This window comes from Micromonospora pisi, assembly GCF_003633685.1.
Taxonomy (GTDB): Bacteria; Actinomycetota; Actinomycetes; order Mycobacteriales; family Micromonosporaceae; genus Micromonospora_G; species Micromonospora_G pisi.
The window spans coordinates 4,802,664-4,829,629 of sequence record NZ_RBKT01000001.1 but is presented as its reverse complement, the minus strand read 5'-3'; the positions used below and the strand labels follow the sequence as shown (position 1 = coordinate 4,829,629).

23 protein-coding genes are annotated in these 26,966 nt (G+C 71.3%); 11 read left to right on the top strand and 12 right to left on the bottom strand.

The window, feature by feature from the left end; genetic code table 11:
* Positions 1 to 42 precede the first annotated feature (42 nt).
* The 4 genes from BDK92_RS20515 to ssd are packed head-to-tail and all read right to left on the bottom strand — an operon-like array spanning position 43 to position 3,882.
* Positions 43 to 789, bottom strand: a complete 747-nt coding sequence (locus BDK92_RS20515; RefSeq protein ID WP_121158182.1) for a type II secretion system F family protein — start codon at positions 787 to 789, stop codon at positions 43 to 45.
* Entirely contained in the window at positions 789 to 1,616 is an 828-nt protein-coding gene (locus BDK92_RS20510; protein WP_246017147.1) for a type II secretion system F family protein, read from the bottom strand. The genes BDK92_RS20515 and BDK92_RS20510 overlap by 1 nt, the downstream gene beginning before the upstream one ends.
* Positions 1,613 to 2,830 (bottom strand): TadA family conjugal transfer-associated ATPase, encoded by a 1,218-nt coding sequence (locus BDK92_RS20505; protein WP_121158181.1) that lies wholly within the window; start codon positions 2,828 to 2,830, stop codon positions 1,613 to 1,615. The genes BDK92_RS20510 and BDK92_RS20505 overlap by 4 nt, the downstream gene beginning before the upstream one ends.
* Complete coding sequence (gene ssd / locus BDK92_RS20500) at positions 2,827 to 3,882, bottom strand: septum site-determining protein Ssd (RefSeq protein WP_211349639.1); 1,056 nt, start codon at positions 3,880 to 3,882, stop codon at positions 2,827 to 2,829. Before ssd ends, BDK92_RS20505 begins: the two co-directional genes overlap by 4 nt.
* A 336-nt stretch (positions 3,883 to 4,218) precedes the next feature.
* On the opposite strand from ssd, the gene BDK92_RS20495 reads away from it, so the two are divergent.
* Together BDK92_RS20495 and BDK92_RS20490 are read left to right on the top strand one after the other, a co-directional pair.
* Positions 4,219 to 5,265: an alpha/beta hydrolase gene (locus BDK92_RS20495; RefSeq protein ID WP_121158179.1), complete on the top strand. Its 1,047-nt coding sequence runs from the start codon at positions 4,219 to 4,221 to the stop codon at positions 5,263 to 5,265.
* A 386-nt stretch (positions 5,266 to 5,651) separates the two neighbouring features.
* On the top strand, positions 5,652 to 6,473 hold the full coding sequence (locus BDK92_RS20490) for an HAD family hydrolase (RefSeq protein WP_211349310.1): 822 nt from the start codon (positions 5,652 to 5,654) through the stop codon (positions 6,471 to 6,473).
* A gap of 19 nt (positions 6,474 to 6,492) precedes the next feature.
* Here the strand turns inward: BDK92_RS20490 and BDK92_RS20485 are convergent, their stop codons facing one another.
* Positions 6,493 to 7,239: a Fic family protein gene (locus tag BDK92_RS20485; RefSeq protein WP_121162423.1), complete on the bottom strand. Its 747-nt coding sequence runs from the start codon at positions 7,237 to 7,239 to the stop codon at positions 6,493 to 6,495.
* A 232-nt stretch (positions 7,240 to 7,471) separates the two neighbouring features.
* On the opposite strand from BDK92_RS20485, the gene acs reads away from it, so the two are divergent.
* Positions 7,472 to 9,436, top strand: coding sequence for an acetate--CoA ligase (acs, locus tag BDK92_RS20480; protein ID WP_121158177.1), 1,965 nt, complete (start codon positions 7,472 to 7,474; stop codon positions 9,434 to 9,436).
* Positions 9,437 to 9,728: 292 nt separating this feature from the next.
* Positions 9,729 to 12,089, top strand: coding sequence for an immune inhibitor A domain-containing protein (locus tag BDK92_RS20475; protein WP_211349308.1), 2,361 nt, complete (start codon positions 9,729 to 9,731; stop codon positions 12,087 to 12,089).
* Between the two features lie 83 nt (positions 12,090 to 12,172).
* Here BDK92_RS20475 and BDK92_RS20470 read toward each other — a convergent pair whose 3' ends face one another.
* Positions 12,173 to 13,366, bottom strand: coding sequence for a C45 family autoproteolytic acyltransferase/hydrolase (locus BDK92_RS20470; RefSeq protein WP_170208628.1), 1,194 nt, complete (start codon positions 13,364 to 13,366; stop codon positions 12,173 to 12,175).
* A 136-nt stretch (positions 13,367 to 13,502) separates the two neighbouring features.
* On the opposite strand from BDK92_RS20470, the gene BDK92_RS20465 reads away from it, so the two are divergent.
* Both BDK92_RS20465 and BDK92_RS20460 read left to right on the top strand, forming a co-directional pair.
* The gene (locus tag BDK92_RS20465) at positions 13,503 to 14,447 is read left to right on the top strand and encodes an alpha/beta fold hydrolase (protein ID WP_121158174.1); all 945 of its coding nucleotides are present in this window, start codon (positions 13,503 to 13,505) and stop codon (positions 14,445 to 14,447) included.
* A gap of 423 nt (positions 14,448 to 14,870) precedes the next feature.
* Positions 14,871 to 16,100: an MFS transporter gene (locus BDK92_RS20460; RefSeq protein WP_170208627.1), complete on the top strand. Its 1,230-nt coding sequence runs from the start codon at positions 14,871 to 14,873 to the stop codon at positions 16,098 to 16,100.
* Between the two features lie 20 nt (positions 16,101 to 16,120).
* On the opposite strand, the gene BDK92_RS20455 is transcribed toward BDK92_RS20460, so the two are convergent.
* The 3 genes from BDK92_RS20455 to BDK92_RS20445 are packed head-to-tail and all read right to left on the bottom strand — an operon-like array spanning position 16,121 to position 19,343.
* Positions 16,121 to 16,543, bottom strand: a complete 423-nt coding sequence (locus BDK92_RS20455) for an NUDIX hydrolase (RefSeq protein ID WP_121158172.1) — start codon at positions 16,541 to 16,543, stop codon at positions 16,121 to 16,123.
* A gap of 8 nt (positions 16,544 to 16,551) precedes the next feature.
* Positions 16,552 to 16,917, bottom strand: coding sequence for a hypothetical protein (locus BDK92_RS20450; protein WP_121158171.1), 366 nt, complete (start codon positions 16,915 to 16,917; stop codon positions 16,552 to 16,554).
* Complete coding sequence (locus BDK92_RS20445) at positions 16,914 to 19,343, bottom strand: SseB family protein (RefSeq protein ID WP_121162422.1); 2,430 nt, start codon at positions 19,341 to 19,343, stop codon at positions 16,914 to 16,916. The genes BDK92_RS20450 and BDK92_RS20445 overlap by 4 nt, the downstream gene beginning before the upstream one ends.
* 153 nt (positions 19,344 to 19,496) lie before the next feature.
* On the opposite strand from BDK92_RS20445, the gene mycP reads away from it, so the two are divergent.
* The gene (mycP, locus tag BDK92_RS20440) at positions 19,497 to 20,726 is read left to right on the top strand and encodes a type VII secretion-associated serine protease mycosin (RefSeq protein ID WP_121158170.1); all 1,230 of its coding nucleotides are present in this window, start codon (positions 19,497 to 19,499) and stop codon (positions 20,724 to 20,726) included.
* Between the two features lie 91 nt (positions 20,727 to 20,817).
* Here the strand turns inward: mycP and BDK92_RS20435 are convergent, their stop codons facing one another.
* From BDK92_RS20435 to eccB, 3 genes are all read right to left on the bottom strand, one after another.
* Positions 20,818 to 21,111 (bottom strand): WXG100 family type VII secretion target, encoded by a 294-nt coding sequence (locus BDK92_RS20435; RefSeq protein WP_121158169.1) that lies wholly within the window; start codon positions 21,109 to 21,111, stop codon positions 20,818 to 20,820.
* A gap of 22 nt (positions 21,112 to 21,133) precedes the next feature.
* A complete protein-coding gene (locus tag BDK92_RS20430; protein ID WP_121158168.1) occupies positions 21,134 to 21,451 on the bottom strand; it encodes a WXG100 family type VII secretion target in 318 nt (105 codons plus the stop codon).
* A 193-nt stretch (positions 21,452 to 21,644) separates the two neighbouring features.
* Complete coding sequence (eccB, locus tag BDK92_RS20425; protein WP_121158167.1) at positions 21,645 to 23,039, bottom strand: type VII secretion protein EccB; 1,395 nt, start codon at positions 23,037 to 23,039, stop codon at positions 21,645 to 21,647.
* Between the two features lie 97 nt (positions 23,040 to 23,136).
* On the opposite strand from eccB, the gene eccE reads away from it, so the two are divergent.
* From eccE to rarD, 4 genes are all read left to right on the top strand, one after another.
* Positions 23,137 to 24,996 (top strand): type VII secretion protein EccE, encoded by a 1,860-nt coding sequence (gene eccE / locus BDK92_RS20420; protein ID WP_246017145.1) that lies wholly within the window; start codon positions 23,137 to 23,139, stop codon positions 24,994 to 24,996.
* A gap of 72 nt (positions 24,997 to 25,068) precedes the next feature.
* Positions 25,069 to 25,455: a phage holin family protein gene (locus tag BDK92_RS20415; RefSeq protein WP_121158166.1), complete on the top strand. Its 387-nt coding sequence runs from the start codon at positions 25,069 to 25,071 to the stop codon at positions 25,453 to 25,455.
* Between the two features lie 57 nt (positions 25,456 to 25,512).
* On the top strand, positions 25,513 to 26,004 hold the full coding sequence (locus tag BDK92_RS20410; protein ID WP_121158165.1) for a GNAT family N-acetyltransferase: 492 nt from the start codon (positions 25,513 to 25,515) through the stop codon (positions 26,002 to 26,004).
* A gap of 4 nt (positions 26,005 to 26,008) precedes the next feature.
* Complete coding sequence (rarD, locus tag BDK92_RS20405) at positions 26,009 to 26,929, top strand: EamA family transporter RarD (RefSeq protein ID WP_121158164.1); 921 nt, start codon at positions 26,009 to 26,011, stop codon at positions 26,927 to 26,929.
* The last annotated feature ends 37 nt before the right edge of the window (positions 26,930 to 26,966 follow it).

The following is a 26,966-nucleotide window of genomic DNA, read 5'->3' as shown; positions in this document are numbered from 1 at the left end:
TCAGTTTGCGGATCACGATGATTTCCCTTCCTCGTACGGATCTCAGAGCACGTCACCGAGTACGGCGACGATCACCGGCACCAGACCGGCGAGAATGAAGGCGGGCAGGAAGCAGAGCCCGAGCGGCAGCACGATCAGCACCCCGGCCCGGCGAGCCGCCGCCTCGACCGTGGTGGCCCGGTCTGCGCGCAGGTCGTCGGCGAGTCGGGTGAGCGCACCGGCGAGCGCGGCACCGCTGGCCGACGTACGGACGGCAGCGGCGGTGAGCCGGTCGGCACCGGTGACCGAGCCGAGGTGCGCCCACGCCTCCTCCGACTCACCGCCGAGTCGCAGCGTCCGTCCGACCCGGTGCAGCCGTTCGCCGAACGGCCCACCGAGCGCCTCGGCGACCGACAGCACCGCCCGGTCGACCGGTGCTCCGGCGCGCAGGGCCGCGGCCAGCAGGTCCGCGCCGAGAGGCAGGTCGGCGACCTCCCGCAGTCGAAGTCGCCGGGCCCGCGCCGGCTCGAAGCGTCGGAGCAGCCGGTCCAGCAGGACACCGGCCAGCACCCCGGCCAGCGGGCCGGTCCAGCCACCGAGCACCACCGCGACGGCCACACCGCCGAGCACGGCACCGGCCCGGACCGGATCGGGGCGCCACCGCCTACCGACTGTGGTCGCGCCGGGCCGCGCACCGGCGAGGTCCAGTCGGTGCAGCCGGTGTCGGGGGGCCTGGCCAGCGGGTCGGCCGACGGCGAGCGCCACGCCGGCCACGGTCAGAGCGAGCACGATCAGGGTCTGCGACCACATCAGGTCGCCCGCTGGGCGCTTGTGCTGAGCCGGTCCGCCCAGGCCAGTCCCGCGAGTTGCAGCACGATGGCACCGGCCGCGCAGGCCGCGCCGATCGGCGTACGCAACAGCACGGCGAGCGGGTCGACACCGATGCCGTAGCCGAGCGCGATCCCGCCCAGGGGCAACCCGGCGAGCAGCATCGCGGTCGCCCGTGCCCCGGCAGCCTGCGCGGCGGCAGCGGCCAGACCACGGTCCATCGCCCTGGCGTCGGCCTCGATCCGCTCCAACAGGTCGGCGAGGGGTGCACCGGTCTGCTCGGCGAGCCGCACCGACGCCCGGACCAGCTCGTCGATCCGTTCCGCCGGACCGGCCACCTTGCCACCGGCAGGATCCGTCGTGGCGGGAGCGACGGGGGCGACCGGCAGGCCGGCCCGCAGGTCGGCGGCGAGTCCGCTGAGGCTGTCGAGTTGGCGGCGGCGGGCCTGCTCGGTGGTTCGCACGATCTGTCGGCGCAGCACCGCCCTCGCGGCGAGCCCGCCGTACGCCAGTCCCGCTGCCGCCGCGACCGGCCCGCCGAGCAGCGCGCCGATGGCCGCGACCAGCCCGGCCACGGCGAGGACGAGCCGTTTCGGGCCGCGCTCGAGCCAATGCCGAGCGGACCCGCGCCACCCGGGCACGACCCTCCGGCCGATTCCGGACCGCCGCCCGTGCCCTGCCCGCCGTCGCCCCAACGCCGGGCCGCTGGCGAGCGCTCGCCACCTCGCCCGGTTGCCCGCCGGAGACCAGGCGGTCAACGCGGCGGCACCGATCAGGCAGACGATGGCGAGCCACCACTCGCCGATCACGACGGCCTGCCCCCCGTGGGCAGCGGCGCCGGCCCGCTGAGCACCGCCGGCACCGGGACTCCCCGGTCGGTGAGCAGCCGGGCCAGGGCAGCCGCCGCCGGTCCCGGACCGCCCGTACGACGCCAGGCCGGTACGACGGTGACCAGCCGATCCGGGCCGCTCGGCAGTAGCAGGCAGACCGCTTCCAGCACCCGTCCCGTCCCGGTTCGGCGCACCTGGAGCAGGACCTGGAGTGCGGCGATGACCTGCGCGTGCAGGGCTGCCCGGGGCAGACCGCCGAGCAGGCCGAGCGCCTCCAACCGGGCCGGTACGTCGGCCGGGGCGTTCGCGTGCAGGGTGCCGGCCCCGCCGTCGTGCCCGGTGTTCAGGGCGGCGAGCAGGTCGACCACTTCGGCGCCCCGGCATTCGCCGACCACGATCCGGTCCGGTCGCATCCGCAGTGCCTGGCGGACCAGGTCACTGAGGCCGACCGACCCGGTTCCCTCCACGTTCGCCGTACGCGCCTGGAGACCGACCACGTGCGGGTGCACCGGGCGCAGTTCGGCGGCGTCCTCGACCAGCACTATCCGTTCGGTCGGCGGCACCAGGCCGAGCAGTGTGTTGAGCAGCGTTGTCTTGCCGGAACCGGTGCCGCCCACCACCAGGTACGCCAGGCGTGCGGCGACCACGGCGGCGAGCAGCGGTGCGGCCGGCCGGGGCACGGTGCCGTGCTGGACCAGTTCGTCCAGGGTGAACGGCCGTTGCCGGAAGGTACGCAGCGACAGGTACGGCCCGTCGGTCGCCACCGGTGGCAGTACGGCGTGCAGCCGGGTGCCGTCCGGCAGCCGCCCGTCGACGTACGGGGAGCCTTCGTCGAGCCGTCGACCACAACCGGCGGCGAGTCGCTGGGCGAGTCGGCGTACGTCGTCGGGACTGCCGAGGGTGAGCGTGGACCGTTGCAGGCCGTGCCCCCGGTCGACCCAGACCCGCACCCCGTTGACCAGCACGTCGGTGACGTCGGTGTCGGCTAGCAGCGGGGCGAGCGGGCCGGCACCGACAAGGTCGTCGTGCACCTGACCGGCCATTCGGAGCACGGTCGTGTCGCCGAGGACGGCCGCTCCCGGCTCGTCGCGTACGGCTGCCACCACCGCGGCCGGGGTGATCGCCGTACCGTCGGTGGCGAACCGGCGGCGGACCTGCCCGGCCAGGTCGGCGCCGTTCGCCCGGCCGGTCATGCCGCGCCCCGCGTCGACCCGCCGTCGAACTCGGCGAGGAGGCGTTGGCAGAGGGTGGCGAGCGGGCCGCGTCCGGTTGCCGCCGGGGCTTCGCCCCGCTCCAGCCCTCGGCTGAGCCCCGGCTCCGGCCGCAACGTTCCGGCCAGCGGCAGGTGCAGCGCCCCGGCGATCTCCCGTGCCTTCAGCCGGCCGGGTGCCGGCCCGCGCACAATCACCGCGAGGTCGGCGCAGTGCGGGTCGACGGCGGCGACCACCCGCGCCGCCGCGGCGACCGCGCGCAGTTCGGCGGGGACCACGACATACACCTGGTCGGCGGCCTGTAGCGCGATCACGGCCGGGTCGTCGAGTTGTCGGGGCAGGTCGACGACGACCAGGTCACGGCCGCGTCGGGCGGCGTCCATGGTGGCCGCCATCGCCTCGGCCGGCAGGCTGAACAGGTCGCCCCGGTCCCAGGAGAGCATGACCAGGTCGCCTCGGCTGGGTAGGGCCCGGACCAGGGCGGGTGCGTCGACCCGGCCGTCGGCCTCGGTGAGTGCGGGCCAGCGCAGCCCTTCGAGCTGTTCCCAACCGAGGACCAGGTCCAGTCCGCCGCCGAGCGGATCGGCGTCGACCAGCAGGGTCCGCAGCCCGCCGCGTACGGCGGTGACGGCGAGTCCGCCGGCCAGCACGCTCGCACCGGCGCCGCCCCGGCCGCCGACCACGGCCACCACCCGCCCGAGGCCGGTGCCGGATGCTCCGGCCACGCCGTCGGCGAAGCGGTCCACCAGCCACGGTTCGGCGGCCGGCAGCATCGCGACGTGCTCGGCGCCGATCAGCTCGGCGATGTCCCAGCCGGGGTCACCGGGCCCGGACCGGCCGACCAGTACCACCCGGGGGCGGCGCGGCAGCCGCGCCCGCAGGCAGGACTGGGCCTGGTCGGTGCCGACCAGGATCAGGGGCGCGGCGCCCCACCGGGAGCGGGCGGCGGCGGGGTCGGCGACCACCTCGACCTCGGTGCCACCGGCCGCGGCGAGCCGAAGCAGGTCGTCGAGGAGGTCGCCGTCGGAGGTCAGCACGAGCGGTCGACGCGGTCCAGGGTGGACAGGGGTACGGGGTGGCATCGCGGTCTCCAGCGGCGGCGTCGGTACGGGGTGACCGACCCACCCTGGAACGGCCGGAACCTCGTCTCCACCGCATCCCGCACAGGCTGTGGACAACCGGCGGTCCTGTGGATAACCGGAGCAGCCGAAACCGGATCTGCTATGTGAACCCGCCCGAGGCGCACGAAAACGGGCACCTCATCGGCCTCGGGCCATCGATCAGCTCGCGATATTCGCCCCCGATTCGGGTAGCCACCAAGGAGAGCAGCCGCTACCGCAGCAGTCCCTGCTGTGTGAGGAGGAGCGACCATGGCTCAGGCAGTGAGTACGGTCGTACTGGAGCCCGCCGCGCGGGAGCTGGCCAGGATGACGTCCCAGCCACCGTTCATGTACCAGATTCCGCCGCACGAGGGCCGGGCCAAGCTCACCGACCTGCAGTCGACCAACATCGCCAAGCCCGCGGTGGAGTCGGAGAACCTGATGGTTCCCGGCGGCCCCTCCGGCCAGGTCCCGGTACGGATCGTGCGCCCGGCCCGCAGCGGCGGACCGGATGGAAAGGGAGGGCTCGGCGACCGTGTACGGGGCCTCGCCCAGGACATGATGCGGCCCCGGAGCAGCCAGCAGGGCATGCCGGTGGTGCTCTACATCCACGGCGGCGGCTGGGTCTTCGGTGACTCGTTCACCCACGACCGTCTGATCCGCGAGATCGCCACCCAGGCGAACGTGGCGGTGGTCTTCCCCGAATACAGCCGCTCCCCCGAGGCCAGGTTCCCGGTCGCGTTGGAGGAGTGTTACGCGGTCGCGCAGTGGATCACCGAGCAGGGGCCGGAGTTCGACCTCGACCCGGCCCGGATCGCGATCGCCGCCGACTCCGTCGGCGGCAACATCGCCGCGGTGGTCACGCTGCTGGCGAAACAGCGCGGCGGGCCGCAGTTCCGCCACCAGGTGCTCTGGTACCCGGTGACCGACGCGAACTTCGACACCGACAGCTACCGGCAGTTCGCCAGCGGCTTCTACCTGAGCCGGGACGAGATGATGTGGTTCTGGGACCAGTACCTGCCGGACCACAGCAAGCGGAACGACCCGATGGCCGCACCGCTGCGGGCCAGCGTCGACCAACTCCACGGGCTGCCACCCGCGCTGATCGTCACCGAGGAGGCCGACCCGCTACGTGACGAGGGCGAGGCGTACGCGGCCAAGCTGCGCCAGGCCGGCGTACCGGTCGCCCAGGTCCGCTACCAGGGCATGATCCACGACTTCGTCATGCTCGACACGCTGGCCAGGACCAGCGCCGCCCGTGCCGCCACCGCCCAGGGCGCGCAGACACTGCGTACCGCCCTGCACGACGGCCCGTAAGCCGCTCGGATACACGGGCGCCGCCCCGGTCCGCCGACGACCGGGGCGGCGCCCCGCCGTACCCGGATAAGCGACGACCCCCGTCGGGGGGAGACGGGGGTCGTCTGGGGTTCGGCTCCGGGGGGGTCGAGCCGAACCCGCTCAGCGGTCACGGGGGGTGCAACCGCCGAGAGCTGAGCGAACACGCGATATGAGAATGTGTCGGGATACAAGCATGCCTGAGCAGACCGGTATACGTCGAGTGGCGCATCCTCCACGCACTGCAAAACCACGGCGCCCCGGCGTGATCACGATCACCGTCGGTGCCCCCGGAGGACAGAGTGTCCGGGGCCACAACCGACCGGGTGACCCCGCGCACCCGCCGACCATAGACCATCCGGCTAGACTTGCGCGCCGTGGGCCGAAGTGCCGCTTTTTTCGATCTGGACAAGACCGTCATCGCGAAATCGAGCGCCCTGGCGTTCGGTAAGCCGTTCTACCGGGACGGCCTGATCTCGCGCAGAGACGTGGTCAAGTCCGCGTACGCGCAGCTGATGTTCCGGCTGGGTGGGATGAACGACCAGACGATGGCGCGTACCCGGGACTACCTGGCCGCTCTCTGCAAGGGCTGGCCGGTGGAACAGGTCCGCCAGATCGTCGCCGAGACACTGCACGAACTGATCAACCCCTACGTGTACGCCGAAGCCGCCGCCCTGATCGAGGAGCACCAGGCGGCCGGCCGGGACGTGGTGCTGGTCAGCGCCTCGGGCGAGGAGATGGTCCGACCGATCGGCGAACTGCTCGGCGTGACCGACGTGATCGCCACCCGGATGAGCGTCCAGGACGGGCGCTACAGCGGCGAGGTGGAGTTCTACGCGGCCGGCCCAGCGAAGGTCGACGGCGTACGGGAGCTGGCGCAGGCGCGCGGTTACGACCTCGCCGAGTCGTACGCGTACTCCGACTCGATCAGCGACCGCCCGCTGCTCGAGTGCGTGGGGCACCCCACCGCCGTCAACCCGGACCGGGCGCTGCGCAAACTCGCCACCGAGAACGGCTGGCCGGTGCTGGAGTTCCGGCACCCGATCCCGCTCGGCCGGCGCCTACGGGAGCGTCCGGCGGTGCCGGTGGCCGCCGCCGCGCTCGGCGTCGGGGTCGGGGTCGCCATCGGCATCGCCTGGTACGGTCGCCACCGCCGGACCCGTACCCCCTCCGCGCAGAAGAGCACCTGAGCCCGGTTCCCGATTCGGGTCAGGCTGCGGCGAGCACCTCGTCGCCGACCAGGGTGACCTGCTCGGCACCGACCTCCACCGCGGTCGCGTAGTGGCGCAACCAGGAACGGACCCCGTCCGGGGTGCCGGTGGCGAAGGCGCCGGCGGCACCCACGTACTCCGGGGACCGCTCCTCGTGGCCGACGTCAACCGCGACCAGGCCACGCGGGTCGAACCCGGTGGAGATCAGGGTGAGCCGGGCGGCGGCCCGGGCCACCACCCCGGACGGGCCGGCGAACGGCCGCAGGGCGAGCAGTTCGCCGTGCACCACGGCGGCGAGCACCAGTGGCGAGACCTTCGTCCCGCCGGTCAGCAGCCCGGCCAGTGCGTCGAGCCGGGCACCGGTCGCCGGGTCGGCCACCGGCCGGCCGAGTTCCTGCTCGGGCAGCGCCCCCCGGGCGGCGAGTACGTGCACCTTCGCGAGGACCTGCCGGGGTGCCCGGGTCCAGAGGTCGGCAAGTCCCGGCAGCGCCCCGGCGACCCGGAGCGCGCCCTGTAGCACCGGGTCGGTGACGGTGCCGGCCCGGACCGCTTCGCGCTCGTATTCGTACCCCTCCAGGGCGGCGCTGGCCACCGCGGACCGGAGGCTGATCTCGGCCGCGACCTGGCCGCCGTGCCGGCGCAACGCGCGGTGCCGCAGCGCCTGGTCGACCCGCTCGCGGGCCCGGTCGACGGCGGGTCCGACCTCGGCGAGGGCGAGCAGCGGGGCGAGCGGGTCAGTGGTCACGAAGCCCACGCTAGCGACCCGTACCACCGCCGGCCGAGGCAGCCGGCCCGAACGCCCCGACGGGGGCGGACCGGCCGGCGCGCGACGGCGTTCACTCGGCGCGCCGGACCGGCCAGCGACCCGGCCAGCGCTCGCACCACCGGTGACAGCGCCGTTAACCTCCTACCGAGACGCATCTCACGCGACCATGAGGAGCCCCACCGATGAGCGAGCAGATGAGCGAGCACCGCGCATGAGCGAGACTTTGGCGAACCTGTTGCAGGAGACGCGGGAGTTCCCGCCCCCGGCGGAGCTGGCCGCCGCCGCCAACGTCACCGCCGACGCGTACGCCGAGGCCGCCGACGACCGTCTCGGTTTCTGGGCGGAGCAGGCCCGCCGGCTGGACTGGGCCAAGCCGTGGGACCAGGTCCTGGACTGGTCGAACCCGCCGTTCGCCAAGTGGTTCGTCGGCGGGGAACTCAACGTCGCCTACAACTGCCTCGACCGGCACGTGGCCGCCGGCCGGGGCGACAAGGTCGCCATCCACTGGGAGGGCGAGCCCGGCGACACCCGCACCCTCACCTACTCCGACCTGCACAAGCTGACCTGCCAGGCGGCGAACGCCCTGACCGGTCTCGGCGTCACCGCCGGTGACCGGGTGGCGATCTACCTGCCGATGATCCCGGAGGCCGCGGCGGCGATGCTCGCCTGCGCCCGGATCGGCGCCACCCACAGCGTCGTCTTCGGCGGTTTCTCCGCCGACGCGCTGAGCAACCGGATCCAGGACGCCAGCGCCAAGGTCGTGATCACCGCCGACGGCGGTTACCGGCGCGGCAAGCCGTCGGCGCTCAAGCCGACCGTGGACGAGGCGGTCGCCGTCTCCCCGAGCATCGAGCACGTGCTGGTGGTACGGCGGACCGGGCAGGAGGTGGCCTGGACCGACAAGGACCACTGGTGGCACGAGACCGTGGAGACCGCGTCGACCGAGCACACCGCCGCCGCCTTCGACGCCGAGCACCCGCTCTTCATCCTCTACACCAGCGGGACGACCGCCCGCCCGAAGGGCATCCTGCACACCACCGGCGGCTACCTGACCCAGGCGTCGTACACCCATCACGCGGTCTTCGACCTGAAGCCGGAATCCGACGTCTACTGGTGCACCGCCGACATCGGCTGGGTCACCGGGCACTCGTACATCGTGTACGGACCGCTCTCCAACGGCGCCACCCAGGTCATGTACGAGGGCACCCCGGACACCCCGCACCGGGGCCGGTTCTGGGAGATCGTCGACAAGTACAAGGTGAGCATCCTCTACACCGCGCCGACCCTGATCCGCACCATGATGAAGTGGGGCGACGACATCCCGCAGGGCTACGACCTGTCGTCGCTGCGGGTGCTCGGCAGCGTCGGTGAGCCGATCAACCCCGAGGCCTGGATGTGGTACAGGGAGCACGTCGGTCGGAACAACGCGCCGATCGTCGACACCTGGTGGCAGACCGAGACCGGCGCCATCATGATTTCGCCGCTGCCCGGGGTGACCGCCACCAAGCCGGGAAGCGCGATGTCGCCGCTGCCCGGGATCAGCGCCGACGTGGTCGACGACCAGGGTGAGTCGGTGCCGAACGGCGGCGGTGGTTACCTGGTGCTGCGCGAGCCGTGGCCGTCGATGCTGCGCACCATCTGGGGCGACGACGAGCGTTTCATCGACACGTACTGGTCCCGGTTCGCCGGCATGTACTTTGCCGGGGACGGCGCGAAGAAGGACGCCGACGGGCATGTGTGGCTGCTCGGCCGGGTCGACGACGTCATGCTCGTATCCGGGCACAACATCTCCACCACCGAGGTCGAGTCGGCGCTGGTCTCGCACCCGTCGGTGGCCGAGGCGGCGGTGGTCGGCGCGACCGACCCGACGACCGGGCAGGCGATCGTCGCGTTCACCATTCCCCGGGGCAACGTCGACACCTCCGGTGCGGCCGGTGAGCAACTCATCACCGAACTGCGTAACCACGTCGCCCGTACGCTCGGGCCGATCGCCAAGCCCCGGCAGATCATGCTCGTACCGGAGCTGCCGAAGACCCGGTCCGGGAAGATCATGCGGCGGTTGCTGCGCGACGTGGCCGAGAACCGTTCGCTCGGCGACGTCACCACCCTCCAGGATTCGTCGGTGATGGAACTGATCTCCTCCGGGCTCCAGTCCGGCAAGTCCGACGAGGACTGACCAGCGGCGATACCACCCGAAGGGCGCGGCTCCACCCGGAGCCGCGCCCTTCGTCGTACGTCGCGAACCAGCACCATCGAAAATGATCGCTGTCAAGTTACTCGATTTTCCGGAAGTGAACATTCCGACGACTTGCCATACCTGGTCCGAGTCCGGCTAAACACTGGCGTCCCACTCCATCGTCGCTCGTGACATCGGTGCATCTATCTGCAAAGGTAGTGACGATCATGAGTGACAGGTGCGGCGCCCTGCGTCGAGTTCCTGTCACATTCCACGAAGGGAGGAGGACCCTTTGAGGAGAGATGTCTCCGCAGGGATGGCGAGCGTCGCCGCCGTCGTACTGGCGGCTGGTTTCGTTTCCGTTCCGGCGTACGGCGCCCCCAAGCCGTCGCCCACGTCATCCGCGCGGGTCACCGGTGTCGACCAGGACCCCACCTCGGTACACCGCGAGGACAACCTGCCCCACCCGCTCGGTGACCAGCAGGACGCGCTGCGCCGCGAGGCGATCGCCGACCTGCTCTCCGGCAAGTCCGCCCCGCAGCAGCGCAACGGCTCCGAGGTGGTCCGGGTCAAGGGCAACCGCTGGGTCGAGGTGAAGAAGAAGCCGGCCAAGGTCGACCCGATCTTCTCCATCCTGGTCGAGTTCGGCGACCAGGTGAACCCCCAGTACGGCGGCACCGTCGGCCCGAAGCACAACGAGATCGCACCGCGCGACCGGAACTGGGACGGCAGCGCCACCGACGACAACTCCACCATCTGGCAGGAGGACTTCAACCGCCAGAGCTACCTGGACCTGATGTACTCCACGAAGAAGGAGTCGATGGCCTCCTTCTACCTGGACCAGTCCGGTGGCAAGTACACCGTCGGCGGCGACGTCAGCGACTGGGTCACGGTGCCGTACAACGAGGCCCGCTACGGCAGCAACAACGTCGTCGAGACCGAGGGCGAGACCTACTGGCCCTTCGTCGAGGACACCGCCCAGGCGTGGTACGAATCGCAGCTCGCCGCCGGCAAGACCAAGGCTCAGATCACCCAGTACCTCAAGCAGTTCGACATCTGGGACCGGTACGACTTCGACGGTGACGGCGACTTCAACGAGCCGGACGGCTACGTCGACCACTTCCAGGCGATCCACGCCGGTGAGGGCGAAGAGGCCGGCGGCGGTGCGCAGGGCGCGGACGCGATCTGGTCGCACCGCTGGTACGCGTACCCGACCCGGATGGGTGACACCGGCCCCTCGTACAACGAGCGGGGCGGCGTGCCGCTGGGTGACTCGGGCCTCTGGATCGGTGACTACACCACCGAGCCGGAGAACGGCGGCCTGGGCGTCTTCGCGCACGAGTTCGGCCACGACCTCGGTCTGCCGGACCTGTACGACGTCACCAACCGCACCGAGAACGGCACCGGCTTCTGGTCGCTCATGTCCGGCGGCTCGTGGCTGAACAAGGGCGGCGACAACATCGGTTCGACCCCGGGCTACATGGGCCCGTGGGAGAAGATGTTCCTCGGCTGGCTCGACTACAAGGTGGTCAACCAGGGATCCGGGACGAAGTACGAGATCCTCGGCCCGGCGGGTGACAACAACGGGCCGCTGCCGCAGGCCGTGGTGGTCAACCTGCCGAGCAAGCGCAAGTACGTCGAGTACAACACCCCCACCTCCGGCCAGTACGAGTGGTGGACCGGCAGCGCCGACGACCTGGACATCAAGCTGACCCGGGACCTCGACCTGACCGGCGCCACCACCGCCTCGCTGGACGCCAAGGGCTGGTACGACATCGAGGAGGGCTTCGACTTCCTCTTCGCCCAGGTGTCCGTCGACGGTGGACAGAACTGGGTGCAGGTCGGTGACCGGATCGACGCGAACTCCGGCGGTTGGCAGGACCTGAGCTGGGACCTCTCCCCGTGGGCCGGGCAGACGGTCAAGTTCCGGTTCCGTTACTACAGCGACGGCGGCTACCACCTGGCCGGCGCCTTCCTCGACGACCTGAAGCTGGTCAAGAACGGCGCCGTGGCCTGGAGCGACGATGTCGAGTCGGGCGACAACGGCTGGACCTCCGCCGGTTGGAGCCGGTTCACCGGCACCGTCGACGAGCAGGTGCCGAACTTCTACATCGCGGAGAACCGGCAGTACGTCGGGTACGACAAGGGACTCAAGACCGGTCCGTACAACTACGGTTGGACCGACACCAAGCCGAAGTGGGTCGAGCGGTTCCCGTACCAGGACGGTCTGCTGATCTGGCAGGTCGACTACAGCCAGGATGACAACAACACCTCGACCCACCCGGGTCAGGGCCTGGTGCTGCCGATCGACGCCCGTCCGACCCCGATCGCGTGGCCGGGTACGTGTGCGGTGACGCCGTACAACCCGCAGGGGCTCTGCCTGCTCGCCAACCGGCGGCAGCCGTTCGACGCGACGTTCGGCCGGCAGAAGACCGACGCGATCACCCTGCACCGGCTCGGGGTTCCGTTGCAGGTGCCGTCGCGTCCGGGCATCCCCACGTTCGACGACTCGGACCCGAACCGCTACTGGTCCGCGGCGAACCCGGCCAACTCCGTCAAGGTTGCCGGTACCGGCACCAAGATCGAGGTTGTGCTGGAACTGGGTCTGCCGCTCGGTACCAGCCTGATCAAGGTAAGCACGCCTCGGCGCTGACACCGACAGGTGAGTGACAGGGGCCGGTGCCGCCTACGCGGCACCGGCCCCTTCCGTCGGTGTGGTTCCCCTTGTCGACCGGGTCAGCGGGCCAACATGAGCCAGTCGTACTCGTGCCCGCAGGGCGGACCGGGGGCGATACCGAAGCGCAGGTTGTCGAGGTCGAGCAGGACCGAGAAGACCGTCTCCGACCGGTCCGCCAGCGCGTCCCGCTCGTCCACGTGCCGGCAGATCGCGTGCGGGAAGCTGGCGTGGTCACCGAAGAGGTCCGCCAGGTCGTTCTCGGTGACCTTCCGCGCCTGGGCGGCGCCGTCGAGCAGTCGGCGGGCACGGGCCGAGCGGAACATCGACGACCCGCCGTAGTCCTTCATCGTGTCGTAAACCGGCAGCCTGGACTCCAGGTGGTTGGCGTGTGTCAGGACCCCGTCGACCGGGTGCAACCAGCCCGCGTCGCCGGGTACGAGTTCCAGGTCGATCAGCTCACCACCGGCCTCGCCGGCCTGCCCGAGCAGCAGGTTGATGGAGCTGTTCCGGTTGCCCCGGCAGGCCGCCTTCAACGCGCCGGCCAGGCTGTCCGCCTCCAGCGCCGCCCGCAGCAGTACGTGGTACGGAACCCCGGGCGCCGTGCCATCGCCGGGCAGCCCGTCCCGGTCGCAGCCGAGCATGTTGACGCAGACACCGACACCGGCCGAGTTGAGCCCGGTCTTGGCGAGCATTCCCGCCTCGGCCAGGGCGAGTACGGTCAGCCCCCGCTCGTCGCGGGTGGCGAGCAGCACCATCGCCTCCCGCTGGTCCGGATGCCAGTCCCAGTTCTGCCCGAGCAGCAGGTTGCCGCTGGCGGTGTGGGTGCCGAGTACGCCTGCCACGGTGCAGCCGCCGTCCCGCCCGTCCGGCACGGTCCCGGCCGGTCGGGTGCCGCCGGTCGGGGCGGCCTGGGGGCCGGTGGGGGTGGCGCCGAAGAGGAGTTCGGTCCGGGCGTTGAGCGCGTAGATCTCGCCCACCCCGACCCCCGCCCCCTCGGCCACACCGTCGAGCATCTGGGCCACCCGGGGGTGGTGTGTGGCCGTGGTACGCCGGAACGCCTCACCAGCGGCGCGCACGGTGGCGAGGTCGAGTCCCGCCTCGGTCCGGAACCGGCGCAGGTAGAGATCCAGGTTGGTGGCAATGGGCTGACGGGCGGCGACGCCGTAGTCGAACCCGCAGCGCTCCGGTGTGCCCTCCACCCGGATCACCGGCACCGGCAGGTGGGCGAAGGTCCCATCATCGGCGGAAATCATGTTCCGCACCATATCCGCATCCGTCGAAGACGTTCATCGGAGATTCCGCCGTGGTTTCGGTGACATCCCTGACGATACCCGTAACTGTGCCGCCGTAAGGGACGACGACGCAGGTCCTGGGCCTAGGCTGTGCTGCATGAGCGATCAGCGAAGCGGTGGCCGGCAGCCTGCCGTCGACGAATCCCGCGTGCTGGTGGACGGCCCGTGGACGCATCGCTTCGTCGGCGCGAACGGCAGCAGATTCCACGTGGTCGAGGCGGGCAGCGGACCGCTGGTGCTCTTCCTGCACGGCTTTCCGGAGTTCTGGTGGGCCTGGCACGACATGCTGCCCGCTGTCGCGGACGCCGGCTACCGGGCGGTCGCGGTGGACATGCGCGGTTACGGCGCGAGCGACAAGCCACCCCGGGGGTACGACGGCTACACGCTCGCGGCCGACGTCGCCGGGCTGATCCGAGGGCTCGGCGAGCGTTCCGCCGTCCTGGTCGGTTCCGGTTTCGGTGGCATGATCGGTTGGACCACGGCCGCCTTCCATCCGGGTCTGGTTCGGCGGCTGGTGGTGCTCGGCGCACCGCATCCGCTCCGGCTGCGTACGGCGATCTTCGCTGACCCGCGTGGGCAGTTCCTTGCCGCCACGCCCACCCTCAAGTTCCAGATCCCGCGCTACGAACACATCCTGACCAGGGACAACGCTGCCCTGGTCGGGCATTTCCTGGCCAGCTGGGGTGGCGAGCGGTGGGTGGGCAGCGAGTCGTTCGAGGCGTACTCGGCGCGGTGTCGGGAGGCGATGCAGATTCCCCAGGCGTCGTTCTGCGCGCTGGAGGGATACCGCTGGGCGTTCCGGTCGGTGCTGCGGTTGCAGGGCTACCGGTTCGTGAAGCTGATGCAGAATCCGCTGGTCACCCCGACGCTCCAGTTGCACGGGGCCGAGGACCGGGGGGTGTTGCCGCGTACCGCCCAGGGTTCCGGGCGGTACGTGACCGCGCCGTACGAGTGGCGGTTGCTGGACGGGGTGGGGCACTTCCCGCACCTGGAGACGCCGGACCTGGTGCTCGGCGAGATCCTGCGTTGGGCGAAGTCCTGACCGACGAGGCGATCATTCCTCAATCGAGTCGTGTACCAGCAGGCAAGTAGGGACATTTATCAATTCGTTATCCGCTCATTGAGCGGATGACCTCCGCGTCGCCCCCATTCCGATCGAGGAAAGTTCATTACTGTGAACTAAATCACGATGGGGTAACGCCACCAGTCAATCTCTGGTCTACTTCCGGGCATCAATATTCGTCACACTCCACAAGGGAGGTGAGCCCGATGAGGCCTCCGTCCTGGTGAATCGACCATCGAGAGCGACAGGGCGGCCCGTCACAATTGGGCCGCCCTGTCATTCACACTACGGCGCCACCGACGCCGGCAGACGAGGGTGTTGAAACCAGTGGGTCAACAACGGTCAGCTCCCCCCGATGAACAAGACCGCCCTTTCCCCCGGCGGCGGTCTCTGGCACCACGGGTGTTACAGGGCAGGTCCTTCCAGAAACTGTGGGGCGCCGCCACCCTGTCCGCCTTCGGCGATTCAATCTCCTCCACCGCACTGCCACTCACCGCGATCCTCGTACTGGACGCGAATGTCGTCGAGAGCGCGATACTTTCCGCTCTGATCTGGGTGCCCAGCCTGCTCCTGTCCGTTCCGGCGGGCGCCTGGGTGGACCGGTCCGGTAACCGCCGACTGGTCATGGTGGCGGCCAACATCGGGAGGTTCGTCGCCCTGGGCAGCGTGCCACTGGGCGTCGCCCTCGACGCACTCAGCATGACGCAGCTGTACACCGTGATGTTCGCCCTCGGCGCATGCTCGGTGCTCTCGGCAGTCAGCGAAACCGGCATCTTCGCCGCCGTCATTCCCCCCGACCAGTACGTCGAGGGCCAAGCGACGATACACGGCAGCCATGCCACCGCGATGCTGGCCGGCCCGGCCGCTGGCGGTTATCTCGTCCAAGCCTTCAGCGCCCCGCTGGCGATAATGATCGACGCGGTGTCCGCACTGATATCCGCACTTCTCCTGTCTCGGATCCGCATTGTCGAAGTCCGGGCGTCCGCGACAGAGAAGGTTCGCGATTCTCTCCACTCCGGTGCCACCTTCATCTGGAGGACACCGTTCATCAGGACGGCGCTCACCGTGACCGCAACGGTGAACTTCTTCAACCTGATGTTCAACGCGGTCCTCATGTGGTATTTCGTCAATCACCTCGACATGTCCGGTGGAGCCGTCGGACTCGTCCTCAGCGCCCAGGCAGTCGGGGCAATTGTCGGCGCATCGTTCGCGCCGCGACTGTCTGCCCACATAGGGCTCGGACGGACACTCCTCACGGGGTGCCTCCTGTTCAACGCGCCCCTCATCCTGGTCCCATTCGTCAACAGAGCGGATGTCACCGGTGTCGCCCTGCTCCTGCTGGCTGCCATCGGTTCCGGGTACGGCGCCGCGACCCAGGACATCTCGGTCGGCTCGGTCTTCGCCCTGGTCGTTCCAGAGGCGATGCGTTCCCGGGTTCGTGGGGCGTACCAGATGGTGAGCTTCGGTATACGTCCGCTCGGCGCACTCGCCGGCGCGGCGGTCAGTACCGTGATCGGCGCGCATTCGACCCTGCTGGTGGGCGCCGTCGGTGGGTCGCTCGCCTTTCTCTGGCTCCTACCGTCGCCGCTGCTGAACTTCCGCGCCCCGGAACGGGTGCTCGATGACGCCTGACCGCCGCTGTAACGTACCGACTAGCCGAGCAGGGCGCGGTACTGCGGCGAGGCGAGGAAACGGCGTACGACGGGACCGCTGACCGGTGTCATCGGCAGGTCGACGATCTCTTCCGGGGAGAGGAACACCATCGCCGCCCCCTCACCGAGGACGACCTCGTCCTGTCGGGCGCGGGTCGGCGCGTAGTAAACGGACGAATAACTCGTGTCGTCCGTCCGCTCGCTCCAGAACAGCTCCAGCGGACCGTCGACGCGTAGGCCGGTTTCCTCCCACAGCTCCCGACGGGCGGCTTCTTCGGCGGTCTCACCGGGCTCGATGTGTCCACCGGGAGTCCCCCATAGATTGGGGTGGTTCGGGGCGTGCTCGTCGCGAAGCTGCATCAGCACCGCGCCGGACGGGTCGACCAGGAGCACCCCGGCGAGTTGTCGCAGCGCATCGGGCATGGTCGCGGTCAGGCCCGCTGTTCGCGCAGGTCGGTGACCTCGGCGGCGGGCGCCCAGCCCTGGTAGACGCCGAAGTCGAACGCCTCCAGCCCCATCGCCTCGGCGATCGGCCACCGTCCACCGGTGTACTCCACCCGCAGCCAGGTGTCGTGTTCTGCGAGCACGATGAACGGCTCACCCTTCCACCGGCAGGTGGTACGCACGTACGCCAGCTCCTCGACCTCGGCCACCGGCACCACCCGCACGAACCGGCCGGGGCGTACCTCGCTGAAGCCCTCGTCGGGTCGGACCTGGTAGAGCCGGACCTCGTCGCCGTCCGGGCTGACCTCGTACTCCTGGCCGCGCCAACGGGCGACGTAACCGTCCCGCATCACGGTGTCTCCACCCGCTGCCAGCTCGGCGCGTCCGCGTCGAACGTGGCGATCAGCGCCTCGGTGCCGTCCGAGCCGATCCGCCACAGTTCGGCGCCGTGCGGCAGCCGGGCACTGTCCACCTTGAACTCCGCCACCACGTCGCTGCTCTCGCCGGGGGCGAAACCGTTGCCCCGGAACGGTGGCCGCTCGATGACCCAGCCCTCCATCGCCCGCATCGCGGCCTCGGACTGCCCGCCGTACGGAATGCGGTAGAGGCTTGGTCGGTACGCCGGCCAGCGCAGCACGTAGATCTCGTCGGCGTCCCGGGCGAAGGGCGAGTTCGCGTAGCCGAGCCCGAGCGCGGCGTGCAGCTTCGCCGGGGTGTTCAGATGCGCCACCTCGGGGGCCCGGTGGACAAAACCGGAGACCCGGTCGTAGCCGCGTTCGAGGTAGTAGATGACCTGGCTCGGCGCGATGGTCTTCTGCATCATCGTCGGTCGGCCCGGATCTTCCCGTGCCGGCGCGTACGTCGAGCGTGGTGTTTCCTCTGCGGCCGGTGACTCGACCTGCTCGATCGGGCCGGTGTCGTCGCCGAGCCCGACCTCGGCCGCCCAGTTGGCGAGCGCGACGATCTGCGATCCGGGCAGCTTCGCGCCGACTGGCGTGCCCGGGTTCACCGCGAAGGACCACTCGGTGTCCGGCCATTTCCGGATCACCTGGACGAACTTCACGCTGACCGTCTCGGTCGACGTGGTGAGGTGGTCAGCCAGCCGTTCCGGGGAGGTGAAGACCACCACGTACGTCTCGCCGTCCATCCGTTCGGTGTTCCAGACGAAGCCCTCGTCCCCGGGGCGGCTTCCGGGAGTCGCCGCGGCAGACACCGGCAACAGCACCCTGGCCAGCAGCAACGTCGAGAGGAACGTGTCGGTACTGCCGTCACCGGCTGCGGTGAGCAGGCTCTCCTCGACGTCGTTGGCGGGCACGAAGTCCGGCGGCAGCGCGGACACCACCGGCACCGGATCGGCCGGGGCGACCTCGGGGTAGGCGGCCGTGACCGGAGCGTAGGCCGACTCGGCCGGGGCGTAGTCCGCGAACGCCGGCTCGGTCGGGGTGTAGTCCGCGAACGCCGGGTCGACCGGGGCGTAGTCCGCGAACGCCGGGTCGACCGGGGTCAGGTCGGTGAGGCTGGAGTCGGTCGATCCGTAGCCGACCGGTGTCGGATCCGCCGGTGGCCGCGCGGTGGGCAGCGGTGCCGGCACGGCCGGATCGACCGGGGCACGGTCAGCAACCGGTGCGGGGCGGGGCATCGCCATGGTCAGATCCGCCTCGGCGGGCGTCCCGGGATGCGGCATCGCCGTGGTCAGCTCAGCATCCCCGGACAAACCCGGACGCGGCATCGCCGTGGTCAGCTCAGCATCCCCGGACAAACCCGGACGCGGCATCGCCGTGGTCAGCTCAGCATCCCCGGACAGACCCGGACGACGCATCGCCATGGTCAGATCCGCCTCGGCGGGTGCCCCCTGGGTCCACCCCGACCTGGTCGGGGCCGCCGGCACGGTGCCCGCGCCGGCCGTGGTCCCGCTCAGCCATGGTGTCGCGGGTTCCGGCTCGGGCGCCGGCTCGGCGGACTTCGCCGCCGCGTACCAGCCGGAAAGTTCCTGGGTCACGGCCCCGGTCGGGGCGGCGTTCACGGCCCCGGTCGGGGCGGCTGCGGGTCGTGCCGACCGCGGTATGGAGGTGAAGAAGTTCGCCGGGCCGTCGCCGCCATTGCCGTTCCGGTCACGACCGGGGTGTCCGGCGCCGAGTTGACCGGGCGCCTCTCCACCGGGCTGCGGATACGCCTTTTCCGGTGCCGCCCCGTTGGCCGGGTATCCGCCGTTCGCACCGGTCAGCGGATCGACGGCCGCCCCGAGCGACGGTCGCGTCGGCAGTGGCGGTGCGGCCTGCTCCGGAGCCGGGTCCTGGGTCTGCGGACGCCCCGGTACGACCGCGGTGGCCCGGGCCCGGGCGGCGCTCTCGGCCCGCTCCAACCGGGCCCGGGCACCTATGGTCCGGCCAGGCAACCGCACGTCACCCCGGGCGAGCTGCGAAACGAACCACGCCGGCAGGTAACCCTCGACCGGCAGACCGGGGTTGACCGCGAGCCACCACTCCAGGTTCGGCCAGTTACCGGCCAGCTCGTGGTAACCCGTACGCCGGGTCGGGCCGGCGCTGTCGCCAAGGCATGCCTGCATGGCGTTCACGGAGGTGAACGCGAGTACGTGGGTCCGGCCGCTGGTGGTCCAGGTCCCCCAGCCCATCGGCGCGTGCCCGGCGAGCGCGTTCGCGGAGACCGGCAGCAGCAGTTCGGTACGGGCCAGAATCCTGAAGTACCGTTCCTGATCATTCGCGCGTAGCGCGTCCCGCATAGCGGCCTCGGCCTCGGTGGCCGGCTCCCATTCCGTCACGGCCACCTTCCTTTCCACGAAGAGGCCACAGGTACCGCGTACAACCTACAAGGTTGGCACGAGATCACGATGTCAGCCCGGCGGTGGGTGCCGTGGCCGATACCACACGGATAACATCCGGTCGCGAACCCGACACACTTTCGGAGGCGGACGATGCCGGGCCGGAGATTAGGTCTCGCCCTCACCCATGTCGTGCTGGCGGTGCTCGTGCTGCCCGCCGGACCGGCCGGGGCGGCACCCGCACCGGCGGGCGCCGCACGGCGTGTCGCCCTGGACTGCACCACCCGGGCCACACCGGGGAAGTTCGTCGCCGAGGAACCGTGGGCCCAGCGCCGCTACCAGCCGGACCGGCTCGCGCCGCTCGCCACGGGCGCGGGCATCACCGTGGCGGTGATCGACTCCGGGGTCGACGAGAAGCATCCCCAACTGCGCGGGCGGGTCACCGACGGGACCGATCTGCTCGACCCGGGCGGCGACGGAACCGACGACTGCGTCTACCACGGCACCGCCGTCGCGAGCATCATCGCGGCGAGCGCACGCGACGGCGTCCGGTTCCACGGACTCGCCCCGGAGGCGAAGATCATGCCGGTACGGATCAGCGAGCAGCAGGACATCGGCGGGGAGCAGCAGGGCCGGACGGTCAGCGAGGCGGGCTTCGCCCAGGCCATCCGCTGGGCGGTCGACCACGACGCGGACGTACTCAACCTCTCCGTCGTGCTGTACGAGGACAACCGGGCGGTCCGGACCGCGATCGAGTACGCGATCGCACGAAACGTGGTGGTGGTCGCCGCGGTCGGCAACCGCTACACCACCGGAAACCCGCGCCCCTACCCCGCCTCCTACGACGGGGTGCTCGGCGTGGGGGCGGTCGACGAGAACGGCGTACATGCCTCGTTCTCCCAGACCGGGCCGTGGGTGGACCTGGTCGCCCCCGGGGTCGGGGTGCTGGCCGCCACCGCCGGTCCGGGACACAGCCGAAACGACGGCACCAGTTACGCGGCACCCTTCGTAGCGGCCACCGCCGCCCTGCTCCGGCAGTACCAGCCGAAACTGCCCGCCGCCGAGGTGGTCGCCCGGATCGTGGCGAGCGCCGATCCGGCCCCGGACGGCGGGCGCAGCGACGCGTACGGCAGCGGGGTGCTCAACCCGTACCGGGCACTGACCGACACCCGGCCCGCCGGTGCGGCTCCGACGGCGGCGGCGCTCCCGGCCGACCAGGCGGATCCGGTGGCGGTAGCCCGGCAGCACCGGCGCGAGCAGGCAGGCGTTCGCGCGCTCTGGCTGGCCGGGGTGGCCGGTGGGTTGGCCGCGCTGGCGCTGTTCCTGGCGGTGGTGCTGCCCCGGGGCGCCCGGCGCGGTTGGCAGCCGGCCGGGCCGGCGTAGCGACGCCGGCCGGACCGCCAAACCAGTCTGTTCCCTCTCCCGCCGGCCTACCGGCTGTGAGCGGCCGGCAGCGCCTTCGGCGGGTGCGGTGTCACTGGAACAGGCTGGTGTTCCGCTTCTCGGTGTTCTGGTAGTCGGCCGCGGAATCGTCCACGGCGACCTTGATGTCACGGAGCATGTTCTTCAGGTCGAGCGAGGCCGAACGCCAGCTCGCCTGCCGCTGCTCGTACGCCTCCTTCGCCTCACCGGACCAGGTGGCGACCAGCGGAGCCGCGTCGCGCTCGAGCTGACCGAGCTGCGAGTCGAGCGTGTTCAGCGCCCGCTGGATGTCCGCGCTGGCCTGCTGCAACGCGGTGAAACTGACGACAAGCACGCCATCGTTCATCGGTTGGATCCTCCCCCGGGAATCAGAGCGGCAGCTGGATGCCGCGGTTGGTGTTGGCGACCCGACTGGCCGCCTCGCTGTCCGACGCGTCGTACTGCTGGCCGGAGGTGCGGATCGCACCCGCCGTCTCGCGCAGCGCCCGCCCCAGCTTCGCCTGGTCGGCCGCCCACTGCTGCTTGACCTGCTCGAACGAGCGACCGCCCGCGCCACGCCACGCCTGCTGGAGCCCTTCCAGCTCGTTCATCAGGCTGTTGAGCATCGACTGCAGCGACTGGTCCACATCTTCGAACTTCTTCGCGGTCTGTTGCATCACCGCGGCTTCTGCCTGCGTCTGGGACACCCCGGACGTCACCCCGCTCCCTCGATCGTCGCGCCCACGGCGACCACAGTGGACGCCGCGCTGGTATTTCGTTCCCCGGCCGGCCCGACAGGCACGCCGTACGGCGAACTCCGTCGCTGACCGTAGCGGGCCGAGCCCATGCCCGGTAGCCCCTGACCGCGCCCTGTGGATAACTGTCGCCCTGACGGGCCGCTCAGTCCTGAGTGGCCGGCGCGCGGGCAGCGGCCGGGTCGAGTGCCTCGCCGGCCGGCACCAGGGCGACCAGACTGGCCGGCAGACGAAGCGGTTTGGCGTTGCCGTAGCCGAGCATCGCGAGCACGTCGGCGCTCGTCACCGCGTGCCGCCGGCCCTGGTCGGTGATGACCGAGATCGCCCCACCACCCAACCCCGGCGCCGCGGCGGCCTCCACCACCGCACCCCGACCCGGCTCCACCAGAATGTGGTCGGCGAGCGCCGCACCCTGCGCGGACCGGGCCGCGGTCCGCGCCGCGTCGGTGAGATCCGGAAGTTTCGATCCGGTCGTCACCTGGTGCACACCGCCGTCGTCACGTACCTCGCCGCAGATCCCGCCGTCCTCGGCCGGGACCAGCTCCGGCCGGTTCGCCGGGGGCGCACCGGGATCCTCGGAGTCCAGCGGGTCCACCTTCGCCACCCGGGCGTACTCGCCCTGGGACATCGGCGTCGGATCATCCTGCCCGACGGCGGTCAGCAGCAGGTCGGCCTGCACCTGGGTGATCCCGGCCAGGCCATCCCGCTTGGCCACCGCGTACTGCCGGCCGCCACCCTGGCTCTCCACCACGAACACCTCACCGATCCGGGCACCCTCCACCTTCACCGACCGCTTGCCCTGGTCCGCCATCGGCACCCGCCCCAGGTCGGCTCCGGCAGGCAGCGCGTTCAGCAGCGCCGGAGCGACCGGCGTCGGCCGTTCGCTGTTCCAGGTGAGCGCCGACAGCACCAGGTCCGGGTCCCGGATCAGGTGCCGGCGGTTGTGCCAGACCAGGTACAGCCCGCCGCCCGGATGCCGGACCAGCGCCGCGCGGTCGCCGAGCGGCGTACCGCCGCCGACCTCGGCGCCGACCAGCAGCACCGAACGCGGCGCCGCCGTACCGTCCACGGTGAGCACGGTCGAGCAGACCGTCCACGGCGCCGTCGACAACCGGTTCGCCGCCGGGAGCGAGTCGGGGGCGCCGCTGATGCCGAGCGTGTTGCCGCGCGGCACCCCGTCGATCGACTTGCGCGACACCAGCACCGTCTTCGGCTGCGCGCCACCGACGATCAGCAGCGCGGACGCGTAGTTGAGCACCAGGTGCAGCTTCTCGTCACGGAAGACGTAACGGGCACCGGACTCCTTCTCCACGATCACCGCGTTCGGGTCGCGCCAGCTCTTGCCGCCACCGCCCACGATCGCACCGTAGACCCCGACCCCGCCGAGCGCGATCGCCGCGATCAGGACGCTGGCCAGGGTCGCCCCGGCCGCCCGTCGGAACGGCGACTGCGCCGGGTCGGTCTCCCGCATCACCAGCGCGGCCACGACACGTTGGACCATGAACTGGTAAGAGTGCAACTGGTCCTGCCGAGACGGCATGCGGGCCCCTCCCCGGTGTGTCCGGCCCATACGATAGGCCCCTCGGCGAGTCTCGGGGGGACGCCCGGGGGCGGTCCATGCACGGGAGGCTATCGCGGTGACGGTGAGTGTGGCGGGTGACCTGGCCCGAACCGGCGAGTCGAGCTGGACCGGTCCGGACGGCGACCCGGGCGCCGGACGCGCCACCGCCGTCGGCCCGGTCCGCCGCACCTCGCTCGGTCAGCGCGCCGGGCAGATCGTGGCCGCCCAGAGCGCGGTGGCGCTGCTGCTGGCCGCCGCCGGACACGGGCCGCTGGTGCTGACCGCCGCCGGACTCGGCGCCGCCGTACTGGTGCTCACCGCCTGGCTCCGGCTGCGCCGCCGCTGGCTCTTCGAATGGATCGCGGTCGGCACGCGCTACCTGCTCCGTCGGCGCGCCCTCGCCCCGAACGCCGACCCGGCCGCCCTGCTCGACCTGCTCGCCCCCGGCGCGGGCGTGCTCTCGGTCGACCTGGCCGGCGACGCCGCCGCGGTGATCAGCGACGGGTACGGGTTGACCGCCGTCCTCGAACTCGGGGACCCGACCGGACTACTCGCCGACACCGCGCAGTCACTGCCGAGCCCGGCGAGCCTGCTGCCGGCGACCGGCGCCCAGACCCCGCCGGTCCGGATCCAACTCGTCCTCGCCGGTGCGCCCGCGCCGACCCTGCGCGCCGGTGGCGGCACCCCCGCCACCTCGTACCGGCAGCTCACCGACGGGCGGCTCCTCGGGCACGAGCGGGCCCTGCTGGCGGTCCGGGTGGTGCGCACCGAGGGCTGGTCCGAGGTGGACCTGCGGCGGGCGCTCTCCAGCACCGTCCGGAAGGTTCGCCGGCGGCTCGCCCCGGTGCCGGCGCGTCCGCTGGGCGAACGCGCCGCGCTCGGCGTACTCGCGGAGTTGGCCCACCACGACGGCGCGCAACCGGCCCAGGAAAGCTGGCAGGCGGTGCGGTTGGGCGGCCTGCTGCAGACGACCTTCCGGCTGCGCCGCTGGCCCGACCCGAAATCGGAGACGGCCCGACGGCTGGTGCCCCGGCTGCTCGCATTACCGGCCACCGCGACCACGGTGTCGCTCGCCGCCGGTCCGCGCGGCGCGGCCGGCGACCCGGTGCCGGTGGACCTCACCGTACGGGTGGCGGCCGAGAACGCGGCCGGACTCTCCGCCACCACCCAGGCCCTACGTCGGCTGCTCGCCGCCGAGAACGCGACCGGGCGGCGGCTCGACGGGGAGCAGTTGGACGGCCTCGCGGCCACGCTGCCGGTCGGTACGCCCTCCGCCGCACTCGCCCAGCGGTCGGCGTCGGCCATGGTGGACCTGCTCGACCTCCCCTTCGGCACGGCCGGTCTGATGATCGGCGCGAACCGGCACGGGGCGGCGGTCACCGTCCGGCTCTTCCGCGCCGAGCCGACCCGGGTGCTGCTGATCGGCGGGGTCGCCGCCGCGCAACTGGTGGCGCTGCGGGCGATGGCCCTCGGCGCCCGGGTGGTGGTGCAGACCGCCCGGCCCCGGGTCTGGGAACCGTTCGTCCGGGCGGTGAGCGCACCGGGCGAGACCATTCCGCTCATTCCGCCCGGCCGTCAGGTCGGCGGTCCGCCCGGCACCCCGCTGCACCCGCTGCTGGTCGTGGTGGACGTCGGGCCGGTCGGCGCGGAGGCCCAGCCAGGTCCGGGCTGGCAGGCGAGCCTGGTGGTTCGGGACGGGCTGACCCCGGCGGACACGGACGCGGTCTCCCGGGCCGACCTGGTGATCCTGCAACCGCTGCGGGCCGACGAGGCGGCGCTGGCCGGGGTGGCGCTCGGACTCGGTGACTCGGCAGAGTGGCTGACCCGGATCCGGGGCGACATGGTCGGCGTGGTGAATCGTCGGGTGCTGCGCTGGGCGCTGCTCTCCGCGACCCCGATCGAGGTCCAGTTGATCGGCCCGCCGACCCGGAGCTGACCGGCCCCGCCGGCCGGGCACGAGCAGGTCCCGGGACAGCGCTGCCGGGCGTGCCGTGGCACGATCCCCGGCATGAATTTCCTGACCGGCCTGCTGCTGCGGCTCGCCACCACCGCGCTCGCGTTCTGGCTGGCGACACTCGTCATCCCCGGCATCACCCTGGGTACGGACTCGATCGGCGAGGCGGTACTCACCCTGCTCCTGGTGGCGGTGATCTTCGGGGTTGTGAACGGGGTGCTCCAGCCCGTCATCAAGACCCTCGGCTGCGGCTTCTACCTGCTCACCCTCGGTCTGATCGCGATCGTGGTGAACGGGCTGCTCTTCCTGTTGACCAGCTGGATCGCCGGTCAGTTGGAGCTGCCGTTCGCGGTGGACGGCTTCTGGCCGGCCGCCGTACTCGGGGCGCTCTTCGTCAGCGTGGTCACCTGGGTGCTCGGCATGGTCACCAACCGCGACTGACCAGAGTTCGGGAATTGGACTGGCGCGGGGGGCGGGGGGCGGGACTACGGTCGCCCGGTGTTGACGCTCACCCGTACTGACGGTTACGAACTCTGCACCGACCCCGACCGGATCGACGTCGACCGGGTGCACCGCTGGTTGTCGACCGAGGCCTACTGGGCGCGTGACCGCCCGTACGAGGTGACGGCCCGCGCGATCGCCAACTCGATGGTGTTCGGGGTGTACCGGCCGGGCGACGGGATCCAGGTCGCGTTCGCCCGGGTGGTGACCGACCGGGCGACCGTCGCCTGGCTCTCCGATGTCTTCGTGGACCCGGCCGAGCGGGGACGGGGACTCGGGGGCTGGCTGGCCGCGACCGCCCGGGACGCGGTGACCGAACTCGGCGTGTACCGGATGCTGCTCGCCACCGACGACGCCCACGGGGTCTATGCGCAGGTCGGCTTCACCTCCCTGGCGAAGCCGCAGAACCTGATGGAGCTGATGCGTCCACAACCGTGGGTGACGCCGGTCACCGATAAGGAACCCAACCGGCTCCGCCCCTTACGGTAGCGAAGTGAACCAGCTCCGCCTGGGATATCTCTACGGACTCGGCGCGTACGTCCTCTGGGGTTTCTTCCCGCTCTACATCAAGCTGCTCCGGCCCACCGGCGCGGTGGAGATCCTCGCCCACCGGGTGATCTGGTCGGTGGCGTTCGTCGCGCTGATCCTCGCCGCCACCCGGCACTGGGCGTTCCTGCGCGCGCTGGTCCGCCAGCCCCGGCTGTTGACCGGCATCGCCACCGCGGCCGTGCTGATCGGGGTGAACTGGGGCGTCTACATCTACGGGGTCAACGCCAACCGGGTGGTGGAGACCGCCCTCGGCTACTTCATCAACCCACTCGTCGTGGTGCTGCTCGGCGTCACCGTGCTACGCGAACGGCTCCGCGCGACGCAGTGGACCGCGCTCGGCATCGGTGGCCTGGCCGTTGTGGTCATCGCCATCGACTACGGCCAGCCGCCGTACATCGCGCTCACCCTGGCACTGAGCTTCGGCGGGTACGGCCTGCTGAAGAAGCGGCTCGGGCTGCCCGCCACCGAGGGGCTCTTCGTCGAGTCGGCGCTGCTCGCACTCCCCGCGCTGGGCTACCTCGCCTGGCTGACCTGGCACTCCGAGTTGAGCTTCGGCCACGGCTCGGCCACCCACACCACCCTGCTGGTGCTGGCCGGCGCCGCCACCGCGATCCCGTTGCTGCTCTTCGCCGGTGCGGCCAACCGGCTGCCGCTGACCAGCCTCGGCATGCTGCAGTACCTCACGCCCAGCCTGCAACTCGTCCTCGGCGTGCTGATCTTCCACGAGCCGATGCCGCCGGCCCGGCTGGCCGGCTTCGCCCTGGTCTGGCTGGCCCTGATCGTCTTCACCGCCGACGCGATCCGGCACGCCCGCCGGTCCGCCCGCGCCACCGTCCACGCCGTCGCGGTGACCGAGCCGGTCTAGCCTCCCGCGTCAGCCCGGTGCGCGGCGACCGGGCGCC

Coding starts and splice junctions, on each gene's coding strand:
- BDK92_RS20515 (WP_121158182.1), bottom strand. CDS start 789: ATGTGGTCGCAGACCCTGATCGTGCTCGCTCTGACCGTGGCCGGCGTG.
- BDK92_RS20505 (WP_121158181.1), bottom strand. CDS start 2,830: ATGACCGGCCGGGCGAACGGCGCCGACCTGGCCGGGCAGGTCCGCCGC.
- BDK92_RS20495 (WP_121158179.1), top strand. CDS start 4,219: ATGGCTCAGGCAGTGAGTACGGTCGTACTGGAGCCCGCCGCGCGGGAG.
- acs (WP_121158177.1), top strand. CDS start 7,472: ATGAGCGAGACTTTGGCGAACCTGTTGCAGGAGACGCGGGAGTTCCCG.
- BDK92_RS20470 (WP_170208628.1), bottom strand. CDS start 13,366: ATGATTTCCGCCGATGATGGGACCTTCGCCCACCTGCCGGTGCCGGTG.
- BDK92_RS20465 (WP_121158174.1), top strand. CDS start 13,503: ATGAGCGATCAGCGAAGCGGTGGCCGGCAGCCTGCCGTCGACGAATCC.
- BDK92_RS20455 (WP_121158172.1), bottom strand. CDS start 16,543: ATGCCCGATGCGCTGCGACAACTCGCCGGGGTGCTCCTGGTCGACCCG.
- mycP (WP_121158170.1), top strand. CDS start 19,497: ATGCCGGGCCGGAGATTAGGTCTCGCCCTCACCCATGTCGTGCTGGCG.
- BDK92_RS20435 (WP_121158169.1), bottom strand. CDS start 21,111: ATGAACGATGGCGTGCTTGTCGTCAGTTTCACCGCGTTGCAGCAGGCC.
- eccB (WP_121158167.1), bottom strand. CDS start 23,039: ATGCCGTCTCGGCAGGACCAGTTGCACTCTTACCAGTTCATGGTCCAA.
- BDK92_RS20415 (WP_121158166.1), top strand. CDS start 25,069: ATGAATTTCCTGACCGGCCTGCTGCTGCGGCTCGCCACCACCGCGCTC.